We start from the raw sequence: 24,284 nt of genomic DNA on the forward strand, positions 1-24,284 counted from the left end.
AAGATGAAATTATTTTATGAAAATAATTTCATCTTTATAATTTAGCTATTTAAGAGTTTTTGTCAAAAATTCAACAATTTGAGCAATGTTTTTATCAATTCTGTAAGTGCCTGACACCGCCTTTAAATTTTTAGCAGGAAACTCTGATGTTTTTGTAAATACTTCATACTTTTTGCTATCTTCCAGTAATTTCTTACCTATTTCAAATTTTTCTTTTGCTTTTTCTAATTCATTCTTTTTGATTAATTCTATTGCAAAAATAAAATTAAATGCAGCTTTTGATTTATCCCTTAAATTCAATACATAAGGCTTAATTTGAACTGCTAATTTTGAATTTGAGAAATTTTTGTAATATTTTTCTATAGATTCATATATATTAAAATATTCTCTCTTTAATTTATATAAATTATATCTGTATTCAAAAATATTATCGGATTCAAATGTTTCTTCAAAGTTTTCGATAAATGTTTTTAATTCTTCTGATTCTTCTAAATTAGATATACCACCGTTATCAGAATTTGTGCCTGATGCATCTGTATTTGACATGTGCTTGCAAATTTCATAAAGTTCATCTGAAACATTTTCATCAATATACTTAAATGACGCCTCCCATGATTTTTGTGCATAAAAATCTTCTGTATTCCAAGAATAGTCAGCTATTGCAAATAATGCAACAAGTGATGCGTACCCTTCTTCTAATGGATTTGTAAGTGAACCTACAAGTCCTTTTGTGCCGGGTTCAAGCATTTCTCCTTTACCCATAAATAATCTTCTATATGAGGTTCTATCAATATCATTTACCGGCCAATTTAACCAAAATAGAGGATCTCTTCTTTCTCCACGCTTTATTTCTCTATTTTTAAAATCTATAACTGATTTTTGTGTAATTGGTGCACAAGTATTATCACCTGTAAACATTATTTGGACATTATCAGGAAACTCACTTGAATACAAATCCAGTTCATCAGGTCTAAATCCCCAATCAGCTAATACATACCCTTCCGGCACAAATACAAAATCATAAATTTTATCTTTTTTGGACTTAGCCCATTCATTAACTCTGTTCATTACTTTAACAACAACTTCTTTAGGTAATGCTCCCACATCGTCACCTAAAACTCCAAATTGTCTTAAACCTATTTCATAAACCTGATCCAATTTTGCAAGTAATAATTTAATATTTTCTTCAAATGATTCCTCATTAATTGGATTGCATTCTTTTTTAAATGGTGAAATCGTCCAAACAAATCTTGTTTTAATTTTATTTCCCAATTCTCCCAACATTTTAAAATCTTCAAGTTCCTTTGCAGGATATGGTTCAAACCATTTTTCTCTGTGATATGGGTCATCTTTTGGAGCATATATAAATACATTTGCTTTTATTTTTGATGAAAATTCCATCACATCCTTACGAAGCTCTGTTGAATAAGGTATTCCATAGTACCCTTCAATTGTTCCTCTAATTTTTTGAGTAGCGTAATCATTTATATATAAATTTCTTACAAATTTAGAATTTTGTTCAAATATTTGTAAAAGTGTCATATATGAATAATACAATGCGTCATTACTTTGTGCGGAAATATTAATTATATTTTCTTCTATTTCAATTGTGTATTGATCAAATTTTTCTAAACTTTCATCTAATTTTAAGTTTACTTTTATTGATGAATCTTCTGTAACATCAAAATTTAATTCGTCTATAATCTCATTTAACTTTAATTTATTATAATCCGAGATACCTTCCCCAAAGTTTAATTCAAATGTTTTATTTAAATAGGTCGATCTGTATCTGTATTCTAAATGTTTTGGTACAGGATAAATTTCATATCTTAATGTTTCTTCATTTTCTAATAGATATTCCCAATTAAATTCTCTATACATTATATCCATATCATTATGCATCAAGCTGTCACCACCCTCATACATAATCGCAAATTTATCACCAAATTTTTCCATTGATGAATACCAAAACATTCCAAATGAAATATATTTTGAATTTACAAAGTTAATTTCTCCAGTATCACTAACTTCCCCGATATATATTCTTCCATTGAATCTTTCGTTTGAATGAGCTGATGATGGCGATGAAACCAATACGTACTCTTTATCTTGATAATGTGTATGTACCACCGACAATTGACAATTTGATTGCGATTCAAAATTTACATCTACCAATTCGGATTCAAATGTTTCACCATTATCCTTACTTGTTGCAATTTGAATGTGTACAGGTTTTCCATGGAATTGATTTCTAACAAATACTTTGATATCTCCATTATCTAACTGTACAAGTTGTGATTCGCTGGTTTGATAAAAATAATTATATTCTTCTTTATCATTTAATATTTCATCTTCAATTTTTCTATTTTCATTAACTGATTGACTTCTATGCCATGTTTTACCATCATCATCAGAATAAACTAAACACGTATTTTGTCTTGTATACTCATTTGTGAAATATGCAGGAAATATAATCCTGCCAGATTTTAATGTTATTCCTCTTCCGGGTGCAACCCCCATAAATTTCATCCATGATTCTTTAACTTGCGGATTTAAATCAATAGGATATGACCACGTTTTTCCATCATCTTCAGAATAGGTCATCAAAATATGTGAAGTTTGCTGTATAAATAATTCACTATTCATCAAAAATATATTTCCAACTTTTACACTACCCTTATATAAATCTCCGTTCTCATGAAATGGCTGAATTTCATCTTTTTTAACTGTAAATTCTGTTAGTTCTCCTTTAAGTGTATAAACTTTAGAATCTTTTACATAATATCTGTTTTCTTCTTTATCAAATAATTCTAGATATTTATTGCCTTCAACTTCTACGTAACCGTTTCCGGATTCTCTAATTGAGAAAAATCCTTTTGATTGTGGAAATGCAGTTACAAATGCAAATATTTTACCGGAATTTGACTGCAATACAACCGGATCAATTGTAAATGCAGATTTATCCCCTATATCCAAATCTACAGGCCATGTTACATATGGTGGCATTTCTCCACCATCCTGATCTACAGGATCTATAATAACTAAATTTTTTGAAAATACTTTTTGTCCCTTTTCTTTTCTTCTTACCACAAGGTCTATATTTCCCCAATCATATTGGTGTTCATTTCTCTTATCCGCAAATGCAAGCAATGTACCTTCTTTAGTTTCCAACAACGCAGGAATTCTATATGATTTCGAATTATCTAAACCTCTATAAAATATTTTTTCTGCATGCGAAAGATTACTTCTTTTTGCAAAAATCTTATCCAAATACTCTTTTAATCTTGTGATAATAGGATTGATTCTAAGTGTTGATGTTTCTGATTTTTTCATAAATCTATTTGATTTAGGGTCAGCATCAATTGAATGATATGCGTATTTTTCATTATAATATCGTGCCTTATCATACAATTTTAATCCAATTTCTTTTTGACCTTCTTCTAATGCACCAAACGAATCAATATAGTAAACACCTGATAATAACAATTCTCTAAACGCATCAAAATACGGTTTTACTTCTTTAATTAATTTTACTTCTTTTGATTTTGCAAAATATCTATCTACCGTTTTAACTAAAAACTCAAATTTAGGTTTTATTTTTCCTAATACATCTTTAACCTCTGAAACTAGAGCATTATCCATTGCCTTATTAAATTCAAATTGCAACTCTTTAAAATCTTCCGACTCTTCTAACTCTTGTATACCTTTTTCATTTTGATTTGCCATATGTGCTGCAATCGTCTTTAATTCTTCAAAGGCAAATTTATCTATATATTTAAATGAATCATTCCATGACTTTTCACAATCAAAAGATTTAATATTCCATGAATAATCAGAAACTGCAAAAATTGCCACTTTTGAAGCATTTGCTTCTTGCATTGGATTTGTTACAAGACCAACTATATTGTCAACGTCTTTATAAAGCAATTCACCTTTACCCATGTATAATTTTCTATAATTCATATCAATGTCATTTACAGGCCAATTTAGCCAGAAAAATGGCTCTCTTCTTTCTTTGCCTGTGCCTCCATGTGCTTCATCAATTTCTTTGGTTTTTAATTTGTCAACATCAGCTTTATTTACAGGTGAACATGTTTCTTTTCCTGTAAAGAAAATGTGTACATCTTCAGGAAATCCTTCTGTATAGGCATTTAATTCTTGTGCATCCCATGCCCATGTCAATACGTATGAAGCAGGACAATACAAGAAGTCTTTTACATCTCCTTTTTCTTTTGACCAAGCTGACAATCTATTCATAACATCTACAACAACTGAATTAGGAAGCTTTCCAACATCATCACCCAATACTCCAAATTGTTTTACTCCTACTGAATATAATTGTTCAAATTTTTCAATAAGAATACTTACTGATTCTTCAAAATTTTCTTTGCTAATCGGATTTGATTCTTTCTTAAATGGAGAAATTGTATAAACAAATCTATTTTTATACTCATTTCCTAATTTTGCCATTTCTCCCAATAAATTTAATTCTTTTTCAGGATATAATTCATACCATTTTTCTCTATGATACGGATCATCTTTTGGAGCAAAAATGAATAAATTATTTTTAAATTTAGAGCCGAATCTTAATAATTCTTTTTTATTTTCCCATGACCATGGAATCCCATAAAACCCCTCAATTATCCCTCTGTACTTAATTGAAGCATAATCTGAAATTTTTAATTTATTTATATCATTTTTTGATTGTTCAAATATAGCTTCTAATGTTTGAATTCCATAGAATAATGCATCGTTATCTTTAGCGATAATTTTAATTTCATTTGTAGAAATTTCTAATTGATATTCATCGTGATTTATTAAATTATCTGAAAATTCCAATATTATTAATTTATTTGCATTGTCAGATAAATTTATTTTCTTCGAACTTAAAAGTTTTTCAATTTTATTTTTATTAACTTCATCAACTTTTTCGTTTAATATTAAATTAAATTCAACATTTAAGCTAAGCTGTCCTTCAAAATATTCTATTTCTTGAGGAATAGGATATATTTCGTATTTAATCATTTTTTCTCCTTAAAATATATTTGTTTTCCATTAATTTATTTTCTGATTTAACTATATATGTTATATCATCATTTTTCGTAATTCCTGGTATTTTAGTAATTGCCGCATTATTTGTAGCTTCTACAATTATTTCCTTTATATCTTTAGAAATATCATAAATTATCTTCTCTTTCTCAAATTGTAGGATTTTACCGTCCACTAAAATTTTTAACTCATAATCATCCAATTCTTTTACTTCTTTACCATATGCTTTAATTTCTGTAATTCCAATCGCTTTATCATCTTGAGCAATCATTTTTACTCTTATAGCATGTGTAAGCACATCTTCAAATTCAAAAATCTTGAATTTTTCTCTTTCGCCAATAGTTTCAGTATAATTTGAAATTTCCCTCCAATTATTATCATCTGCCAGTTCATGTTCTAATGATTGAATATTTTGATAATCCTTAGGAAATGAAATTTTTTCAGGAACATAATATTCTAATTTATATTCTTTTGGTACGGACACTTCATTATCTTCAAAGAAAAACACTTCTACTTTATTAATTTGATGTTGTTCAAATTCTCCTGCAAGTCCAAATAATATCCCTGCCCAATCTTCACTTCTCTTTTCTTTAGAAATATTTGTCCATCTGTCAATATATGTGTCATCATATGAAACTATTTCATTATTTAATGCTTTTGTTGTTGATAATGTATAATCTAAATCCGATGTAAATGATGCGATTCCTGCCGGTATTTCCGAACCATTCCATGATCTGGCATAATTATAACTAGAAATTACACTAGCATCATTGTTTTCAACAAATCTAATATTTAATTTTGAAATAAAATCTGAATTTTCCAAAATTCCATGTAATAATAAATTATCTGTATTTTCTAAACTATTAAAATCTACTTCTTCATTTGTATTTTCATCAATCCATTTTATTATCGGTAATTTTCTCATATCTCCAGAAGTATTATAAACTGTAGCAAATTTTGGCAATTGAGGTTTTTTTGTGCCCTTTCTAAATGCAAAGCTAAAGTTTTCAACAGAAACAAAATCATTTACATTTATATTTGCAATTACATTTTCGCCACTTTGAGTTTTTCCATGAACTAGATATCTGCCTAATTCTTTAATACTTGATAAATCGTCGAAATTCCACTCTACATTTTCATAACAATTAAATTTATTTTCTAATATAACTCTAACTTTTTCAGGTAAATGCAATTCTTGACCTTTTTGAATTGACAATACAATATCCTTAGTTTCTATAACTTTTCCATCAGCAATATTAAAAATTTTGCTTCCTAACTGTGAAATTTCATTTTCAATAAATGTTACATTTTTAGGATTTAATAATAATTCTATTTCTGCACTTTCAAGATTTTCAGATTTTGCTTTTAAAATAGCCATACCTTCTGATTTCATTTGAATTATTACCATACCTGAGCCACTAAATGCTTTTCTGATCCATCTACCGTCATTTTGTGATTTATATCTTTCCTGAGATGCTGCATCTCCATTGTCAACACCTAATATTTCTGCATTTCCTGTTACTTCAAATTCAACTAAATTATTTGCATATGGTACAATATTTTCATTTTCGTCAATAATATCAAATCTCACATATACTAAATCACATTTTTGTAAATTTTCATCTACTGATAATTTCACTTTTTTAGGTTTTTCAGATGTCATCACTTCATCTCTGGCAATTTCGTTTCCATATTCATCTTTTGCAATTGCTTCTAATTTCCCTTTTTCAAATGGAACAAGCCATTGTAAATATAAATCTCTTTTTGTTTCTCCTTCTAGATATTCAAATCCATAATCTGTAGTTTTTTTATTAAATTCTTTTTCTCCTAATGATTTTCCATTTAAGAAAAGCTCTATTTTTTCAATATTTGAATATACTCTAACAGGAATTAAATCATCATCTCTTTTCAAATCTGTCCCAAATTGTTTTAATAACTTTCTATCTTCAAAGTTCCAGTGTGGCAATATTTTCACTACTTTTTTATCATTTTTACTGAACCATTGAGATTGATAAAAATAATAGTCCATCTTTGGCAATCCTGCCGTATCAACAATGCCGAAAAATGATGATTTTACCGGTGCCCCCAAATCTTCTTCATTATGCCATGGTGTTGGCTCTCCTATATAATCAAATCCCGTCCATATAAATTGTCCCGCATAATATTTTCTATCTCTATCATGAATCCATGAATCAATAGCAGTTTTCCCCCATCCTACTCTGTCATTTCCGTAGTCTGACATTTGATACATTCTATCCGGTTTATTTGAATTTCCGGTAGCAATTGAATCTCTAATTTGCGAATTATAATATATTCCCCTACTTTTTACTGCGGATGATGTTTCCGCTCCATACAAAATCCAATCCGTATATCTTTCAAATAATTCATCAGAGCCATCTTCGTTATAATTTAATCCAACCGTATCAAGCATTCCTGCAATTTTAACATGATGGGCTTCTTCATTTCTATTCCATATCAAAGAATTTTCTCCGATTGTAACGTATCTACTTTCATCAATTTCTTTTATCCATTTAATTAAGTTTCGAGCTTGACTAACACCATAAGGTTGCTCAGTTTCAAAAATTTCATTTCCAATCGACCACATTATAATCGACGGACTGTTAATATCTCTTCTAACCATGTTTTTAATATCAAATTCCGCCCAAATTTCTCCATCATTTGCATCCGGATGTGTCGATAATTTATTAAAAAACCTATTGTAGTCATATTCTTTTTTTCTATTTCCAAACCATGTATCAAAAGCTTCCTCTTGTACTAAAAATCCCATTTCATCACATAGTTTAATAAATTGTTCAGATTGCGGATTGTGAGAAGTACGTATCGCATTCACTCCCATATCTTTCATGATTTGAAGTTTTCTTCTATCTGCCTGCTCATACAATTCCGCTCCCAACGCTCCATTGTCATGATGCAAACAAACTCCATGAAACTTTAAATATTTCCCATTAAGTGAAAAACCATCTTCTCTTGTCCACGAATAGTATCTATAACCAAATCTTGTAAACTCCTCATCAATTAACTCTTCATTTATATAAATTTGAGTTTTTAGGTAATATAAATTAGGATTATCTATATCCCATAGTTTAGGTTTTTCAACTACCATAGTTTCATTAATCATTAATTCTGACTTATTTCCTATTTTTTTTGAAACTTCTAAATTTTTAACCTCTTTTCCATTTGCATCAAATAGGTTAAATTTAATCTTTATATTTTCTTCATAATTTGAGGAATTAAATAGTTTTACTTCAATTTTTGTTTCAACGTTTTCTTGATTATATTTTAAATTTGGCGTTGAAATTACAATTCCATTATTTTTAATATATATTTTTTCTCTTAATATCAAATCTACATTTCTATAAATTCCCGAACCTGAATACCATCTCGATGAAGGTTGCATATTTGTAACTTTTACAGCTATAGTATTTTCTCCATAATACAAATATTCTGTTAAATCATATGTAAATGTGTTATATCCAAATGGATAATTTCCAACTAAACTCCCATTTACATAAATATATGAGTCCATATAAACTCCGCCAAATTTTATGAAAATATTTTTATTTGCAAATGACTCATCAATATTTATTTTTTTTACATACCATGCAGTGCCGCCATCAAGTAATCCCCCTTCATTTCTCGATAATGACTTTTGATTAAAATCTTTATATATGCTCCAATCATGTGGCAAGTCCACTTCCGTAAAATCAGAAATTTCTTTTTCTGTTAAATCTTCAATTTCTAATATATCACTTTCCTTAAATTTCCAATTTCGATTAATATTCAAGTATTTTTTATTTAGCATAATCCCTCCACTTAGTATAGACTATGTATTTTATTTAAGATATAAAAACATAAACTTTCTTTTTTATATTACCATAAAAATATATGAAAACCTATTCTGAATATTGAACATTTTTTATTCAAAATTAAAAATAATATCAAAAAAAAGAGCCGTTACAAAATAATGCTTTCATTATTTTGCAACAAGCTCTATTAAAATTTATTTATTAAATTTTACCTACTAAATCTTTTCCAGGTGTTAATGTATCATCTCCCGGATGCCATGCTGCCGGACATACTTTATCTCCATATGTTGCAACAAATTGAGCTGCTTCAACTTTTCTCACCAATTCGCTAGCATCTCTACCGATACCATCAGAGTGAATTTCATAAGCTACAATTTCATTTTCAGGATTAATTACAAATGAACCTCTTAATGATTGTCCGTCTTTTTCCTTTAACACTCCTAACATTCTTGATAAAACAAATGCTCTATCTGATAACATTGGGTATTGTACTCCCTTAACTGCTACTGACTCGTCTTTCCATGCTTTATGAACAAATTCGCTATCTGTTGAAACACTGTATACTTCAACTCCCAATGATTTTAATTTTTCATAATGGTTTTGTAAATCTTGTAATTCTGTTGGGCACACAAATGTAAAGTCTCCCGGATAGAAGAACAAAATTGACCATTTTCCTTCTAAATCTTTATCTGTAACTGTTGTAAAATCTTCGTTCGCATATGCTGGAACTTCAAATTCTTCTAATTTTTTTCCTATTAAATTTTCCATAAATTGTCCCCTTTCATCAATTTATTTTTAGTAGGAGTAGACTCCTACATATACATGTTACTATAAAAAAACATTTATTACAATTAAAATATTTTTATAACAAATTTATTAATTAAAATTCAAAGTAAATACACTAGTAATTACTTATTTTTTTCTACTTCTACAATTTCAGAAGCCAAATGGTTACCATTAGCCTTTACCCTAACTTGATATTTATCCCATCTCGTGTTGTTATTTTTGCCAATATTTCTTTAATTTTTCTACTACTTATTGTTTCAAGAATAACAACTTCAAAATATGCGAATCCAAACAGTTTTGTTAGAGCATCTTCAAATTGAAAGTTAAATATATTCCAATCTCGATTCATCTTTTGCCACAATACCACTGTTTTTATAACTGTGTAAAACATATTATTCTCGCAGATTATTAAAATAAGAATATTTTCTATATACCTTCTTCTAAAAAAACTTATCTATTATCAAAAAAAATGATTTACAACTATATTAATTATTAGAGTTTTCAATGTATAATCCCACATACATCTACATTCATTTACCGGCTGTATATAGTAAATTCCAAAAATGCATTTTACTTCTTACATAAAATAATTTCAATTCTAAAGATACCCCTAATTTATCCATAAAGTAGTAAAATTCTTTTTTTATAACCACCACAAACTGCTTTGTCTTATAATATGATTTTTACTTAATACTCTTTACTCTTCATCAAAGTTAACTAGACTTTTACTCTTAACTATTGAACCTGAAAAAATTTCAGACGATCAACTAACAATTTTATCAAATGAAATTGCATTACAAATTGAAAATGAATTAGAATACCTAAAATATTGTTTTATACAATTTCCCCCTTATAATAAACCTTCCTTGAATCACATTTTCATTTTATTTATATGGATAATATCTCCTATTACCAATTCACTTTTCATATCTCCTTTTTTTAGATCAAGATAATACCCTTTATCTTTTTCTTTCAATCAGTATTTTTTATTTGATCATTATATTTATAATATCACTTACCATTTTGTTGTATCCAAAATTCTTTAGAAACAGCTATATCATTCATATTTAATGTTGTAAATGTTTCAAAAGCAATTAACATTATCGTTAAATATATTTTTTGAATTTACAGCTACTGGCGGAGGCGGAATTTCATGTATCTCAAATATTTCTTCGATTTACAGGTAATGGCAGGGCGGTGCTCATGTATAACAAAATTTTCTTTCATTTACAGGTATTGCCTGTGCCGCAATTTCATGTATCTCAAATATTTCTTCGATTTACAGGTAATGTGAGCTCGGCTACCCTCGACAATTCATGTACTGCAATTATTTTTCAATATTACAGGTAATGGCGGAGCCGAAATTTCATGTATCTCAAATATTTCTTCGATTTACAGGTAATAGCAGGGCGGTGCTCATGTATAACAAAATTTTCTTTCATTTACAGGTATTGCCTGTGCCGCAATTTCATGTATCTCAAATATTCCTTCGATTTACAGGTAATGTGAGCTCGGCTACCCTCGACAATTCATGTACTGCAATTATTTTTCAATATTACAGGTAATGGCGGAGGCGAAATTTCATGTATCTCAAATATTCTTTCGATTTACAGGTAATGGCAGGGCGGTGCTCATGTATAACAAAATTTTCTTTCATTTACAGGTATTGCCTGTGCCGAAATTTCATGTATCTCAAATATTTCTTCGATTTACAGGTAATGCGAGCTCGGCTACCCTCGACAATTCATGTACTGCAATTATTTTTCAATATTACAGGTAATGGCGGAGGCGGAATTTCATGTATCTCAAATATTTCTTCGATTTACAGGTAATGGCAGGGCGGTGCTCATGTATAACAAAATTTTCTTTCATTTACAGGTAATGCCTATGCCGCAATTTCATGTATCTCAAATATTCCTTCGATTTACAGGTAATGCGAGCTCGGCTACCCTCGACAATTCATGTACTGCAATTATTTTTCAATATTACAGGTAATGGCTGAGGCAAAATTTCATGTATATCAAATATTCCTTCGATTTACAGGTAATGGCAGGGCGGTGCTCATGTATAACAAAATTTTCTTTCATTTACAGGTATTGCCTGTGCCGCAATTTCATGTATCTCAAATATTTCTTCGATTTACAGGTAATGCGAGCTCGGCTACCCTCGACAATTCATGTAAAATATATTTAAATTTATTTACTAAACTATATATTAAATCTCCATAATATAATTATGAATTTTAAAATAAAAATTATCCATCTATACAATAAATCAAATATTGCTTAAATGGATAATCAAAATTTAAATTACTTTGTTTTATCCCACTTTCCAAAATTATCTACATGATATTTTCCTATCCATTCAGATTTCGCCATCTTTCCATCATTTTTTAAATAGTAATTACCTTGCCATTTATTTTTTGCATATTTTCCATCATTCAATAAATAATAGTAAGAGTCATAATCTTTATCAAATATCCATTCGGATTTTGCCATCTTGCCGTCACTTTTTAAATAGTAGTTACCTTGCCATTTATTTTTTGCATATTTTCCGTCATTTAATAAATAATAGTAAGAATCATAATCCTTATCAAATATCCATTCGGATTTTGCCATCTTGCCGTCATTTTTTAAATAATAGTTGCCTTGCCATTTATTTTTTGCATATTTTCCGTCATTTAATAAATAATAGTAAGAGTCATAGTCTTTATCAAATATCCATTCGGATTTTGCCATCTTGCCGTCACTTTTTAAATAATAGTTGCCTTGCCATTTATTTTTTAACTTTTTACCGTAATTATCTATATAATAGTAGTCTCCATTTTTATAAATCCACTTGTTTTTTAATGATTTATCTTCATTTTCAGAATTAAAATCTTTATTCAAATTACCCTTTTCTATATTTTCTTTATTTCCTTGATATGGCATTTTAGTATTTTCCTTAAATACTTCAGGTAAACGAACTTTTAGTTTCTCGCATTCAATTCTAAAGTAGTCTTTTGTGTAATTTAAGGCATCTACAAGTTTCTTATAATGATCTAATTCAACTTTACCGTTTTTTTGATTTTTTAATAATTTTCCATAATATGATTTAGGTGTAAGTAATACCTTCGATGCTAAATCATGGTTTTTAAACCATTCTTCATTTTCGATTTTAATTACTTTTTCATATTCTGCAACTAATTTATCTACATGTTCTTTACTATACCATGTTAAATCATTTGCCGGTATCCTTGATCTCAAAGCTGCGTCTTTATTTAATAATAAAATGTCCTTCGAGTTATAATTAATAATCCAATCTTCAAATTCTTTATTTACATGCATAAACTTATTTTCATAATATTCCGTTTTATTATTAGAATCAACTACCGCATATAGGTCTTCATCATCAGAAAACATATCTCTCGTATAACTTGGAAGCGAACCTATTGAAGCCGTTAGATCAAGAACATGCCATTTTTTATTATAAAAAGCTCTTGTAGTAGCATGAATTTCTCCATTATAGTTTCTACCTTCTATAACATAAGCGGGTATACCCATTAAATTCAATCCTCTTGCTGCAAAAGTAGAGAATCCTAAACACATCGCCTTATGTCTTTCTGTAACAGAAAAAATATCAGATGCCAAATAATACAACAATCTATCATCATTATAATATGCTTCTCTATCATAAACAGTATTTTTCCCTACTTGAAGTATAAATCTTATTATTTTTTCTCTATCGTCTATACCCTCTTCATTGGAACCCGCTTCATGAATTATCTTCTTTATAGCTTCATCATTTTGCTTTATTCTATCTAAGTTCAAATTAATGTACTTATTGTACTGCTCTTTATTATTTGCACTTATATTAAATGCAAACCTGTTATCTATATTTAAATTTCTGGTATATATATTAACACCATTTATTCCAATGTGTTTTATACCCCTTCCCATAGAAAGACCAACTGCATTTAATCTAATTTCTATAAAATCTTTATCTTTAATAGGAAAGGTTGTATGTATAACTATATTTTCAAATTTTGATATATTTTTTAATCTTTCATCCATTATTTTATTGTATTCATCTATATTTTTTACAAGCCTATCTTCTTTTTTCATTATAAACAAAGCCATGCCATGAATTGCTTTCCCATTTAGTTTAACAAATTTATATTTGTCTTCTAAAATACTTGAAATCTGATCCTTTGGCAAATTTTCCTTATATATAACAGAATCATTTCCCAATATATAAACATTTATATTTTCAAAATTTGAAGATTTCATCTCACTTTGTACATCTTCTATAAATTTATTTTTATCATTATCTTCTATCACAATTGATTCCTGATTATTAATTTTTTGCAAGCTTTCCGCATATACAGGCCTATTAAGATTTACAAATCCTTGGTTAAATGGTGTAACCAGCCCAGCCATAAGGACTAATAATACTTTAGACTTATTTTTAATTTTCATAATTATACCTCTTTCAATTATTTCTAAAATCGTAGAACCTAATATATTTTACGAAAAGATTATAGCATAAAAGCATTTAATAAAAAACTTTTTAACAATAAAGTTATATGTTAAAATTAGTATATTATATATTAAGGGGAAAAAATGGAACAAATACTACATAATATTTTATCATCTGTTGCTCCGATTATAATTACAGCTTTAGAACTTATCGGAATTTCCATAATCGCATTTGGAAGTTTGGCTGCTCTTTATAATTTTGCAAAACACAAATTTGATTTAAGAGAAAATAAAACCAAGATAATCTTAGGCGAAGCTTTAGCTCTCGGACTTGAGTTTAAGCTGGGTTCAGAAATTATAAAAACCGTCATAGTTAGAGATTTAAATGAATTGATTATATTAGGTATAATTGTAGTTTTAAGAGTTGTGCTAACATTTGTAATTCATTGGGAAGTAAAACAAGCAAATCTCTCCCATGATTTTAAAAATACAAATCCTATAAAAAAGTCTAATCATGCAATATAGAAAAGTCGCTATATCAAACATAATTTAAACATATTTTTTCAATATATTTATTTTATAATCATTATAAATATATTGGAGGATATATGATAAGAAAAATTTTATTGTTAATTATTAGTGTTTTGTCTTTTATTCGAATCAAAGAAGAATATTTAATATTTGATACTCTTATAAAATCAAATACTAATTTGTCCAGTTTTTTTCTAGCAATTTTAAGTTTTGGTATTTACATAGCACCACTGGCAATCATGTCATACATAGCTGCAAAAAAATATAAATTAAAATTTAGTTATTTCCTAATAAGTATTTTCTTTGGCTTTTTTGTAATTTCTCACTGGTCCGGAATTGCAAACATAAAATTTCATGATATACTTTCAGGAATAATAAAAAATAAACAGTTTATGGATACATGGGGGCCAAGTATTGTGCCGGTAATTGTAGAAGAAGGTTTTAAGCTTACATTAGCATTAATTATAATATACATATTTAATATAAAAGATATATTTAATATTTTACTTGTTGGTATCGGTGTCGGATTAGGCTATCAATTTTCAGAAGACTATGCATATATATTGGGAGCAATGATCGAGGGTAAAAATATTTTTTCAGAAGTACTTTCAAGATTTAGTTCAGCATTTGCCGGTCACTGGATATTTAATGCATTTTTAACTACAGGTGTAGGTTATTTAATTTTTTATAAAGAAAAAAGAAAAGAATATCTATCATATTTTTGGATAATATTGCCATTTTTACTTCACGCAATATGGAACAGCCCTTATGTAGAAAAATATCCAATGTTAATTTATATAATTATTCCAATAAGTTGGGCATTTTTATTTAAGCTTGTAAAAGATATTATAAATACTCAAAAAAACAATTATGAAAGTATTTAAAAATAAAGAGCTGGTTGCTAAATAATTTTTTATTTTTGCAACAGCTCTTTATTTTTAATTCCTTTTGCATTTTTGGCTTTTGGAATTATCTTCCCCTACTTTTTAATGATCATGGTCATGATCATCTTTATGGTCGCCATCTGTTATTTCATCAAATCTGGTTGCTTTCTTTTGATTAAATTTCATTTCTTTTAATTCTTTATTAAGCAGTTCTTCCTGAGCAGTGGCATCATCTTTTTTTAATTTAAGGTCTTTTGATTTAACAATATTACTTTCTTGATTTTTATTTTCTTCTTCAAATGTTCTGAAAATAAAAATTGATTTTTGTGTAGTATAATTTGCTAAGTCTTTGGCAAATAATTTAATTTCGTTTTGACCCGGTTTTAATTTAAATGTATATTCTTTTTCAATTTTAACTCCAGGCTTGTCAAAGGTTAAAGTAGTTTTATCTACCTTATCAAGTAGAGAGTCATTATGATAAAGACTAAGTTTTAATGAATTATCTTCTGAAACTACCTTTATAGTTACTTCGTCGCTTTCAAGGTTTCTACTAATTACTTGATATGAAAGGTTTGGTGTAAGATTATCAAACAATACTCTTCTAACTATGCTTGATTCTAAATTTTTAGTAGTTACAGCTTTTACTTGTATATTAGTATTAAATCTGTCAACTTCTATAGCGGATTCAAATCTATAACCGGACCCATTATAAAGATTTTTATTACCGTTTGAATATAGTATTTGTTCATCTTTCTTTAATTTGTCCTTAGTTATAATTGCAGGTTTTCCGATTTCATTTCCATCATTGTCAAGTTTACTAATGATAACTAATTCTACACTATCATCAGAATTTACATAACCTACAAAGCCTTTTATAAATATATGATTATCTTCTATAGTTTTTGCGTTACTTATCACATCTAGTAATCTTTGAGTTTCAAGAAATACAGCAGGATATTTTTTCTTTGAACTATCATTATTTATCAATTGAGTATCATCATCAAAATGACGATGTCCATGTCCATTGATATTTGGAGATACTGATGGTATATCTTCATATTTATCTCCGTATTCAAATTTAATTTCTCCATCTGATTTAAGATTTAGGCTTAATTGGATAGAATATTCAGAAATAGAGTATTTATCTATAAGTTTACCACTCTCAACATCAAAACTAAAACTTGTTCTTTCCAATTTATTTTCTTCATTTCCCTGCTTCAATACAACCTTATTGATTTTCTTATCTTTATTTTTTTCTTTATCAAATACCATTTCAACATAAACTGTACCGGCAGTTACTTCACTAGAAACTCCACTGTCTTTATTTGTAATTTCTTTATTATTGATTTTTATCTTACTAAACCTAGATAAATATGAATTTTCAAAACTCAATTTTACTTTTTTACTTGAGTTATATTCAGCAAAATTACCATCTTTTACAGTTGTATACACTTCTAGCTTAGAATCATTGGCTTTCAGTATGAATTCAACAGTTTTGCTATTTTTATCTAATTTAAGTTTATACTTTTCAGCAAAGCCGGCATTCACCGAACCATCTTTAATGACATCTTCAGCATTTTTGCCTTCTCTAATTTTCAATGCATCTAGGTATTTATTATCTTTATTAAATACAATTTTTACTTTTAATTCTTTTTCTAAAGAGCTGTATATAGGGCTATTTACTTCTTTATCTCCTATATATAACTTAGCATTTGGTTTTATATTATGTTCATAACCCAAAAAGTTAAGTGTATTGTAACTACTATTTTCTCCGGTTTCTTTTATTGATTCTACTGAATTTCCCAGATAGTCATTAACAAGTAATTTAACATGAGTCCTATCGGCATAAAATGGAACTTCAAAGTGCAATTCTTTTGCAGTTGAACCATTTCTATAAATTTTAATTATAGAGTCAACATCAGGTTTATCGCTAACTTTTTCAAGTGGTATCTTTATCTTATTTCCATCTTCGATTTTTAATAAGTTTTCTCCACTATTTAAGTCCTTTTCATAGTCAACTATTTCTATACTTATATTTTTACCGTATTTTACAGTTTTTAGATTTTTGTCGCCTATAAACCCTTCTGCAAGTTTCTTTATATTTTCAATAGTAAATCTTGATAATAAAGGATTTTTATTTTCTTTATTTTTCTTATTTTCACCCGGTGCTTGATTTAATTTATCTAAATCCAATCCACTCTTTTTATCTATATTTTCAACCTTATTAGAGTATTTTAGGGACATTATTGAAACTTTTCCTATACCCGACTCATTGTCTTTTGCGGAGAATTTTAATGCCTTCATTCTATCTTTGTCAGTTTTTTCAATAACAAAATCTTTTATAATTTCCGGTTTTAAATTATCGATTACTATTGGATATTGGTAAACTTGGGTGTTTGTTTTTCCGTACTGTTTATTATTTAATTTTGCTTTTATTTGATATAAATATTTTTTACCTGCTCGTGCCTCTTTTCCATCTATTTTACCATCCCAAATAGAATCAATCATAGGGATAAAGCTATTTTTGATTTTTAATCTACTTAACTTTCTTACATCATAAGTTTTACCTAAAACTCTTAAAACCTCTTTTGTATCAGCGTCTAAAATAGAAAATTCTATTTCTTCCATATTTCTTAAAGGAGCTATTCTTGCAATTACATCCTTAAAATATTCACTATTTGGAGATAAATAAACTGTATTATCTATTATAGGTAATGGACCCCCATTTGATGTTAAAAATGCGGACGAATTGATATTATTTTTCTCGTTAACAACAAATTGAGCTTTTTCCTTTTCTTTTTGATATTCAGGAATTGCAAAAGCATCTATAGCTCTTTGATTAGACCAATCTCCATAAAATCCTAAAAATGGTATAACCAAGTTTTCCTTATCACTGTCAACTTTTATAAATCCTTCTAAGAAATTATTTTCTTTTAAATCGGAATCACTATAATCAGCTACAAAACTTACTTTCTTTGTACTATTAGCAGGTATTGTTTCTCTTAATTTTTTTTCTGAATTTTTGTTATTTAATTTTTCAGGTTTTTGTGTTCTGCTTCCATCTGATATTGGTTCATAAATAGCACTATGTGAAATTGTAACCTTTTTTTCAGAATTGGAAAAGTTTTGAATCTCCAATTCTACATTAAAGCTTTTTTTATCAATTTGTCTTAATTCAAGTTTACCATCAGCTACTTTATCATTTTCTCCTGTAGCTTTAACAGTTAATTGTGTACTGATTGCTTTCTCTAAATTTATTTTACCGGCTCCCTGTTGTCTTACAAAATAATAATTATTTTTTTCGTCAGATATAGGAGTAGCAGTATTCATAAGTAAAAGCTTTATAAAATCAGGATCATTCGGCATATCACTTCTGGTTTTTAAATATTGTTTAACTATAGCAGAAGCACCGGCAACTTGAGGAGCCGCCATTGATGTACCGCTCATATTTTTATATGCTTCATCCTCAGCAAGTGAATAGATATTTCCACCTACAGCTGTGATTTCGGGTTTTATCCTTAAATCAGGTGTTGGCCCCCATGATGAGAAACTTGAAACTTTTCCCTTATTTTCATTTTCAACCTCAGATGGTTGAGTTTTGATTATCAAATTAAATGGAAAATTTTTATTTTGTTCTTTTGTACTAATCAAATCCTTATAGGTAGAATGTTTGATAATACCAACTGTAAGATTACCTGCTTTCCCTGTCAGCGTTATCCTTCCACCAAGAAAATCTGTTTGTTTTTCAGTTTTGTACATTATAATTGCTTTTGGGGAATGTCCCGCAATATTTTCTAAAACTTGGTTAAATGTTTTAGCCTCTTCCGAACCGGGATATTCGACAAGTGCTATTTTATCTTTTATTTGATTATCATTTAAATCTTTACTTTTTTTTAAATCTACTATATCTGATGATATAGTATTGTTATAATCTTTAGAAGCTACAGCTAAATTAATTATTGCTTCTTTATCTAATTTTTTTCTACTTCTTCCATTTCCATTATTTAAATCAAACCACTGTATCTTATAAACATATTTTTTGTCATTTTCCATTGATGCTACAGCAAATGAATTTTCATCAACAGCTGGATTTGCAATTTCAGAAGTATCGTAAACTGATGACAAAGGCTTGATACCCACACCATAAAATCCGTCAGTAATAGTCCCGTCATTTCCGGATGCTACGGATATTAAAATCCCTGCATCTTTTGCTTTTTTCATCATTTCAGCTTCAGGATAATATTTTTTATCTACATAACTAAATCCTGCCGCAGTCCCCAAACTCATATTAATTACGTCAGCTTTTAATTTTATCGCATCATCTATCGCCTTTAACCAAATGTCTGTAAAAGTAGTAGGATATTGAATGTCATCCGAAAAAACTTTCAATGATAATATCTGAGCGTTTGGAGCAACCCCATATTTGTTATTTTTAGTATCATTTGCCCCTATTATCCCTGACACATGCATTCCGTGCATTGCACCATAGGAATCAAATAAATTTTTGTTGTTATCATAATAGTTATATCCATAAGGAATTTTTTCAGAATAAAAACTCCCCTTTAAATTTTTTTCTTTTATTATTTTTTTTATATCTTCTTCTTTAAATCTTGCTTGACTCTTAGCATTTTCATCAAGTTTTAATGCACTATGATTGTGGTCGATACCTGTATCGATTACAGCAACTACAGTCCCCTCACCTTTATATTTAACATTATCCCAAACTTGATTTGCCCCAATTATTTGTTGTGCATTTTTCATTAAAGGTCTTGTAAACTCTTGAGAAAGATACACCTTTTTCACATTAGAATTTTTTTCAATCTTACTGATATCATTTCCCTTTACCTTAAATGACACACCATTCATAACAGTATCGTAATTTAAAACTTTATCTTTAATATCTACGTTTTTTTTCAACTCATTTATCAAATTATTTTGAGAATCTTTTATCTTCTCCTTATTTTCTTTTATTTTCGTTTCAGAAATATCTGCAAGATTTTTATGCATTTTATTAGCATAATCTAAAATTGAATCTTCTTTAAGCTCAACTATAACCCTTACATCACCGCTATTAAATTTTTCCCTCTGTGCCTTTAACTTATCAATCTCTTGTTTTGTATCATTATATTCGGTTAAATTTTTTTCGGTATTTTTTTCTGTACTTTTTACTATAGCATCACTTTTATTACTTTGAGCATAAATTTTTGGCAAATTTACAGATGAAAGTAACAAAGAAAATGCCAATAAAAACGACAATATTCTTCTTTTTTTCATATTCTATTTTACCCTAACCTTCACTTTTATAATTACTTTTCCATAATCATGTCCATTAATTTCCAAATCATCTTTAATCTTTGCGATTACTTCATAGTCTCCAGTTTTACCGCTTTTAACATCTTCAAGACTATCTCCGGACCACTCCAACTCGTGTAATTTATTTTCAAACTCTCCAGTATTTGCAAGTCCCACAAGACTCTTTTTAGGCAATTCAACCTTATTTTTATCAAAAACTAAATACTTATCTTTTCTCAAATTTGAATTTAACAATATATACTTATCCGATGGTTCTGCATTTATATTTTTTTCTTCCGAATTAGGTGATTTTTGTTTTCTTTGTTCAGAATTTTCATCGGAATTAACATCGGAATGTTCACTATGATTTTCTTCTATTACATCTCGAGGTATAGAAACATCATTATCTATAACTAAATCATCGTCATTATATTGCTCAGTATCACTATTTTTTACTGAATCTTTTTTAGCAATATCTTTTTTTTCTTTTTTCAATTTACCCTTTTCATTATCAACCTTAATTTTCTTATTATCTTTATCAATTTCCACTTTTTTATTTTCCCCAATATTTTTATCTTCACTTTTTGACTCAAAATTACTTAAAGCCACTCTAAAAATATAGTAAGAAAATATTAAAAATATCAGTATAAATGATATAAATAAAATTTTTTTCTTTTTCTCCATACCACCTCCGTTAATTGAGAATAATTCTCATTACTATTATTATACAAATATTAAACATATATTTCAAGCAAAATATGCTAAAAATCACGCTCTAATTTATAATATTCCAATCACAACGAATATTTAATTAGACATAAAAAAATTGTTGCAAAACAACTTAATAGTCATTTCGCAACAAATTATTTTATATATTATTCATCTTTTTTTCTTGTTGCAACTAATGCTGCTCCTGCTGCTAATGCAGTCACTACACTTGTCACCACACCTAAATCTCCTGTTTCAGGATTTTGGTTATTTTCAGATGGTTTTTGTTGTGGTTTTTCCACTTCTGGTTTTTCTACTTGTGGTTTTTCCACTTCTGGTTTTTCGACTTGTGGCTTGTCATCTGAAATCTTATCTTCAACAACTGTTAATGTTGTCTTTAAGATTGCTGAATAGTATTTATCTGTTTCTTTTGATACCACTTCTATCACATATTTTCCTAATGGCAATTTTTCCAAGTAGGAATTTTTCAATGTAACCATTGTGCTTCCATCTTTTACTTCGTAATTTGAAGGATCTAATACTTTTCCACCAACTCTAACTTCTACAAATGATGAAATTTCCGCATCTGTCTTGATTACAATGTCTTTCATTGAACCTTTTACATATTTTACTGATTCTTCAGTTAATAGATGTGGGTTTACCTTTGTAATTGGTTTAATTGGTTTAATTGGTGTTGCAGGTGTTAATGGTGTCCATGGCACACTTGGTTTTTCAGGTTGTATTGGTTTTATTCTATCTAATTGAGATTTTCTACCATCCAAATCTTCTTTCTTCCAAGCATCTGATAGACCTTCTAAATCTTTATTTATCTTAGCTCTCTTTTCTTTTTCCTTTGCTTCTTTTAGCAGTCTTTCTCTTTCTGCTTGTCTGTGTGCTTTTTCTCTTTCCTTAGCTTCTTTTAGCAGTCTTTCTCTTTCTGCTTGTCTATGTGCTTTTTCTTTTTCTTTAGCTTCTTTTAATAGTCTTTTTCTTTCTGCTTGTCTATGTGCTTTTTCTCTTTCTTTTGCTTCTTTTAGCAGTCTTTTTCTATTTTGTTCTCTTTCGCCTTTTTTGTCTGTTTTAGTCCAAGCATCTGATAGACCTGAAAGTTCTTCGTTGATACGTTTCTTTTCTGATTCATTCTTTTCTTTAGCAATTTCCAATACAAGTTTCATACCTTTAATAGCTTCTTGTTCACTTTTTATAGTTTCTTGTCTCAAAATATCCCTATAGAATTTCATACCATCTTGGCTTAGATATTCTAATTTCTCAAGCTCTTGTATTACATTAATTTCAGCTTCATACTTCTTAAGTTCTTCTAAATTTTTAGCTCTATCAATTCTTGTATTAAGTCTATCAATGTCCTTTTCATCTTTTAAAGATTTTACATTTTCTTTTAACTTATTCTTTAAATCTCTTTCTTCTCCCATTTTCTTTATCAATGGATTAACAGTTTGCTCAAGTTCATTTAATTTTTCTTCAGTAAATTCTTTACTGCTGTATAAATCTTTTATCTTCATTAAGTTCTTTTCTAAGTCTGTAACAGAAGATCTTCCATAATCTTTATCTCCATCACTTAATACTTTAGCTGCTTTTTCAAACAAATTATCTAGTTTATTTTTTACTTTCTTCTTATTTTCAACATTATTTTTCAAACTATTTACAGCAATTTTAAATGATTGTTCATCTTTACTCCAAGTATCTGCATTCGTTTCTAATGCTTGTTTCTCAACACTACTTAAATAATCTATTCCATCTGCAAGAGCTACCAGTAATTTCTTCTTATCTGCCTTATTAACTATATCTTTTTGAATGTCAAATATTACTTTATATAAATCTTCACAATCTTTTGCACGATTAATTTCGTTCAAATATCCATCACTGCTATTAGGCAAAATTATGTCTTTAAAAGCTTCTTTTACATTTTCCCTAATTTTATTAAAATTTTCGTTATCTGTTGGTTCTTTTTTCTCTAATTTTTCTGTTTGAGGATGATCTCCTTGCGGTTCGTCGCCTTGAGGTTGTTCTTCGTCTCTTTCTCTTTCTCTTTCTCTTTCTCTTTCTCTTTCTCTTTCTTTTTCTCTTTCTCTTTCTTTTTCTCTTTCTCTTTCTCTTTCTCTTTCTCTTTCTCTTTCTTTTTCTCTTTCTCTTTCTTTTTCTCTTTCTTTTTCTCTTTCTTTTTCTCTTTCCTTTTCAAAAGATTCAGTTTTAATTAATTTTGAACCAAATAGCTCTTTAGAATTAGAAAGAGTACCTCCTGGTGTGCTTAGATATAAATATTCATCACCTAAACTACTATCTTTTATTTCTATTTTGAACTTATGTTTCCCGTCGAAATATTTACTGTCTTCTACATCAACCTCAAAAATTATGCCATTATTTTTACTAACCTTAAACTCAAATTGTTTTTCTTCTCCTTCATTACTTATAATAACTAGTTTATGTCCTTTGAGCAAATGACGTTGACTTATATCTTTTTTAAATCCGTCGAATGCTAGTGTTACTTTTGTTTCAGTTACAAATATTTTAGTCCCTTGATATCTTTCTGGAAGTTTATTTTCAGCCTCTTTTTGTGCATACACTACCCCCCCCCTAGAAAAATCAGCACCATAGATGTTTGATACGCCAAGTATAGTAAATGCACCTACTACAACGGATACTACTCCTATGGATAATTTTCTTATAGAATATCTTAATATTCTATTTTTATTTTGTCCTTTCATATTTACTTCTCCTCCAATTTTATTTGT

Annotated in this window: 10 protein-coding genes; 2 read left to right on the forward strand and 8 right to left on the reverse strand. The window is 28.4% G+C overall.

What is annotated here, in order from left to right; all coding sequences use genetic code 11:
* Nucleotides 1-45: 45 nt before the first annotated feature.
* From ABGF45_RS05775 to ABGF45_RS05795, 5 genes are all read right to left on the reverse strand, one after another.
* The gene (locus ABGF45_RS05775; RefSeq protein ID WP_408112650.1) at nt 46-5,025 is read right to left on the reverse strand and encodes a beta-N-acetylglucosaminidase domain-containing protein; all 4,980 of its coding nucleotides are present in this window, start codon (nt 5,023-5,025) and stop codon (nt 46-48) included.
* Complete coding sequence (locus ABGF45_RS05780) at nt 5,018-8,872, reverse strand: glycoside hydrolase family 2 TIM barrel-domain containing protein (protein WP_408112651.1); 3,855 nt, start codon at nt 8,870-8,872, stop codon at nt 5,018-5,020. The genes ABGF45_RS05775 and ABGF45_RS05780 overlap by 8 nt, the downstream gene beginning before the upstream one ends.
* Nucleotides 8,873-9,077: 205 nt before the next feature.
* Nucleotides 9,078-9,644 carry a redoxin domain-containing protein gene (locus ABGF45_RS05785; protein WP_134711985.1) on the reverse strand — a complete coding sequence of 189 codons (567 nt, stop codon included), beginning with the start codon at nt 9,642-9,644 and terminating at the stop codon, nt 9,078-9,080.
* Nucleotides 9,645-9,840: 196 nt separating this feature from the next.
* Entirely contained in the window at nt 9,841-10,053 is a 213-nt protein-coding gene (locus tag ABGF45_RS05790) for a hypothetical protein (RefSeq protein ID WP_134711986.1), read from the reverse strand.
* A gap of 1,918 nt (nt 10,054-11,971) precedes the next feature.
* Nucleotides 11,972-14,119: an N-acetylmuramoyl-L-alanine amidase family protein gene (locus ABGF45_RS05795; protein ID WP_408112652.1), complete on the reverse strand. Its 2,148-nt coding sequence runs from the start codon at nt 14,117-14,119 to the stop codon at nt 11,972-11,974.
* Nucleotides 14,120-14,263: 144 nt separating this feature from the next.
* On the opposite strand from ABGF45_RS05795, the gene ABGF45_RS05800 reads away from it, so the two are divergent.
* Both ABGF45_RS05800 and ABGF45_RS05805 read left to right on the forward strand, forming a co-directional pair.
* Nucleotides 14,264-14,644, forward strand: a complete 381-nt coding sequence (locus ABGF45_RS05800; RefSeq protein WP_408111895.1) for a DUF1622 domain-containing protein — start codon at nt 14,264-14,266, stop codon at nt 14,642-14,644.
* Between the two features lie 83 nt (nt 14,645-14,727).
* Entirely contained in the window at nt 14,728-15,534 is an 807-nt protein-coding gene (locus tag ABGF45_RS05805; protein WP_408112653.1) for a PrsW family glutamic-type intramembrane protease, read from the forward strand.
* Between the two features lie 102 nt (nt 15,535-15,636).
* On the opposite strand, the gene ABGF45_RS05810 is transcribed toward ABGF45_RS05805, so the two are convergent.
* From ABGF45_RS05810 to ABGF45_RS05820, 3 genes are all read right to left on the reverse strand, one after another.
* Nucleotides 15,637-20,808: a S8 family serine peptidase gene (locus ABGF45_RS05810; RefSeq protein ID WP_408112654.1), complete on the reverse strand. Its 5,172-nt coding sequence runs from the start codon at nt 20,806-20,808 to the stop codon at nt 15,637-15,639.
* Between the two features lie 3 nt (nt 20,809-20,811).
* Nucleotides 20,812-21,510, reverse strand: a complete 699-nt coding sequence (locus ABGF45_RS05815; protein ID WP_408112655.1) for a hypothetical protein — start codon at nt 21,508-21,510, stop codon at nt 20,812-20,814.
* Between the two features lie 191 nt (nt 21,511-21,701).
* Nucleotides 21,702-24,257, reverse strand: a complete 2,556-nt coding sequence (locus ABGF45_RS05820) for a YSIRK-type signal peptide-containing protein (RefSeq protein ID WP_408112656.1) — start codon at nt 24,255-24,257, stop codon at nt 21,702-21,704.
* Nucleotides 24,258-24,284: the final 27 nt, after the last annotated feature.

Origin of the sequence: Helcococcus sp. KG196 (assembly GCF_046035495.1) — a bacterium.
GTDB lineage: Bacteria > Bacillota > Clostridia > Tissierellales > Peptoniphilaceae > Helcococcus > Helcococcus ovis.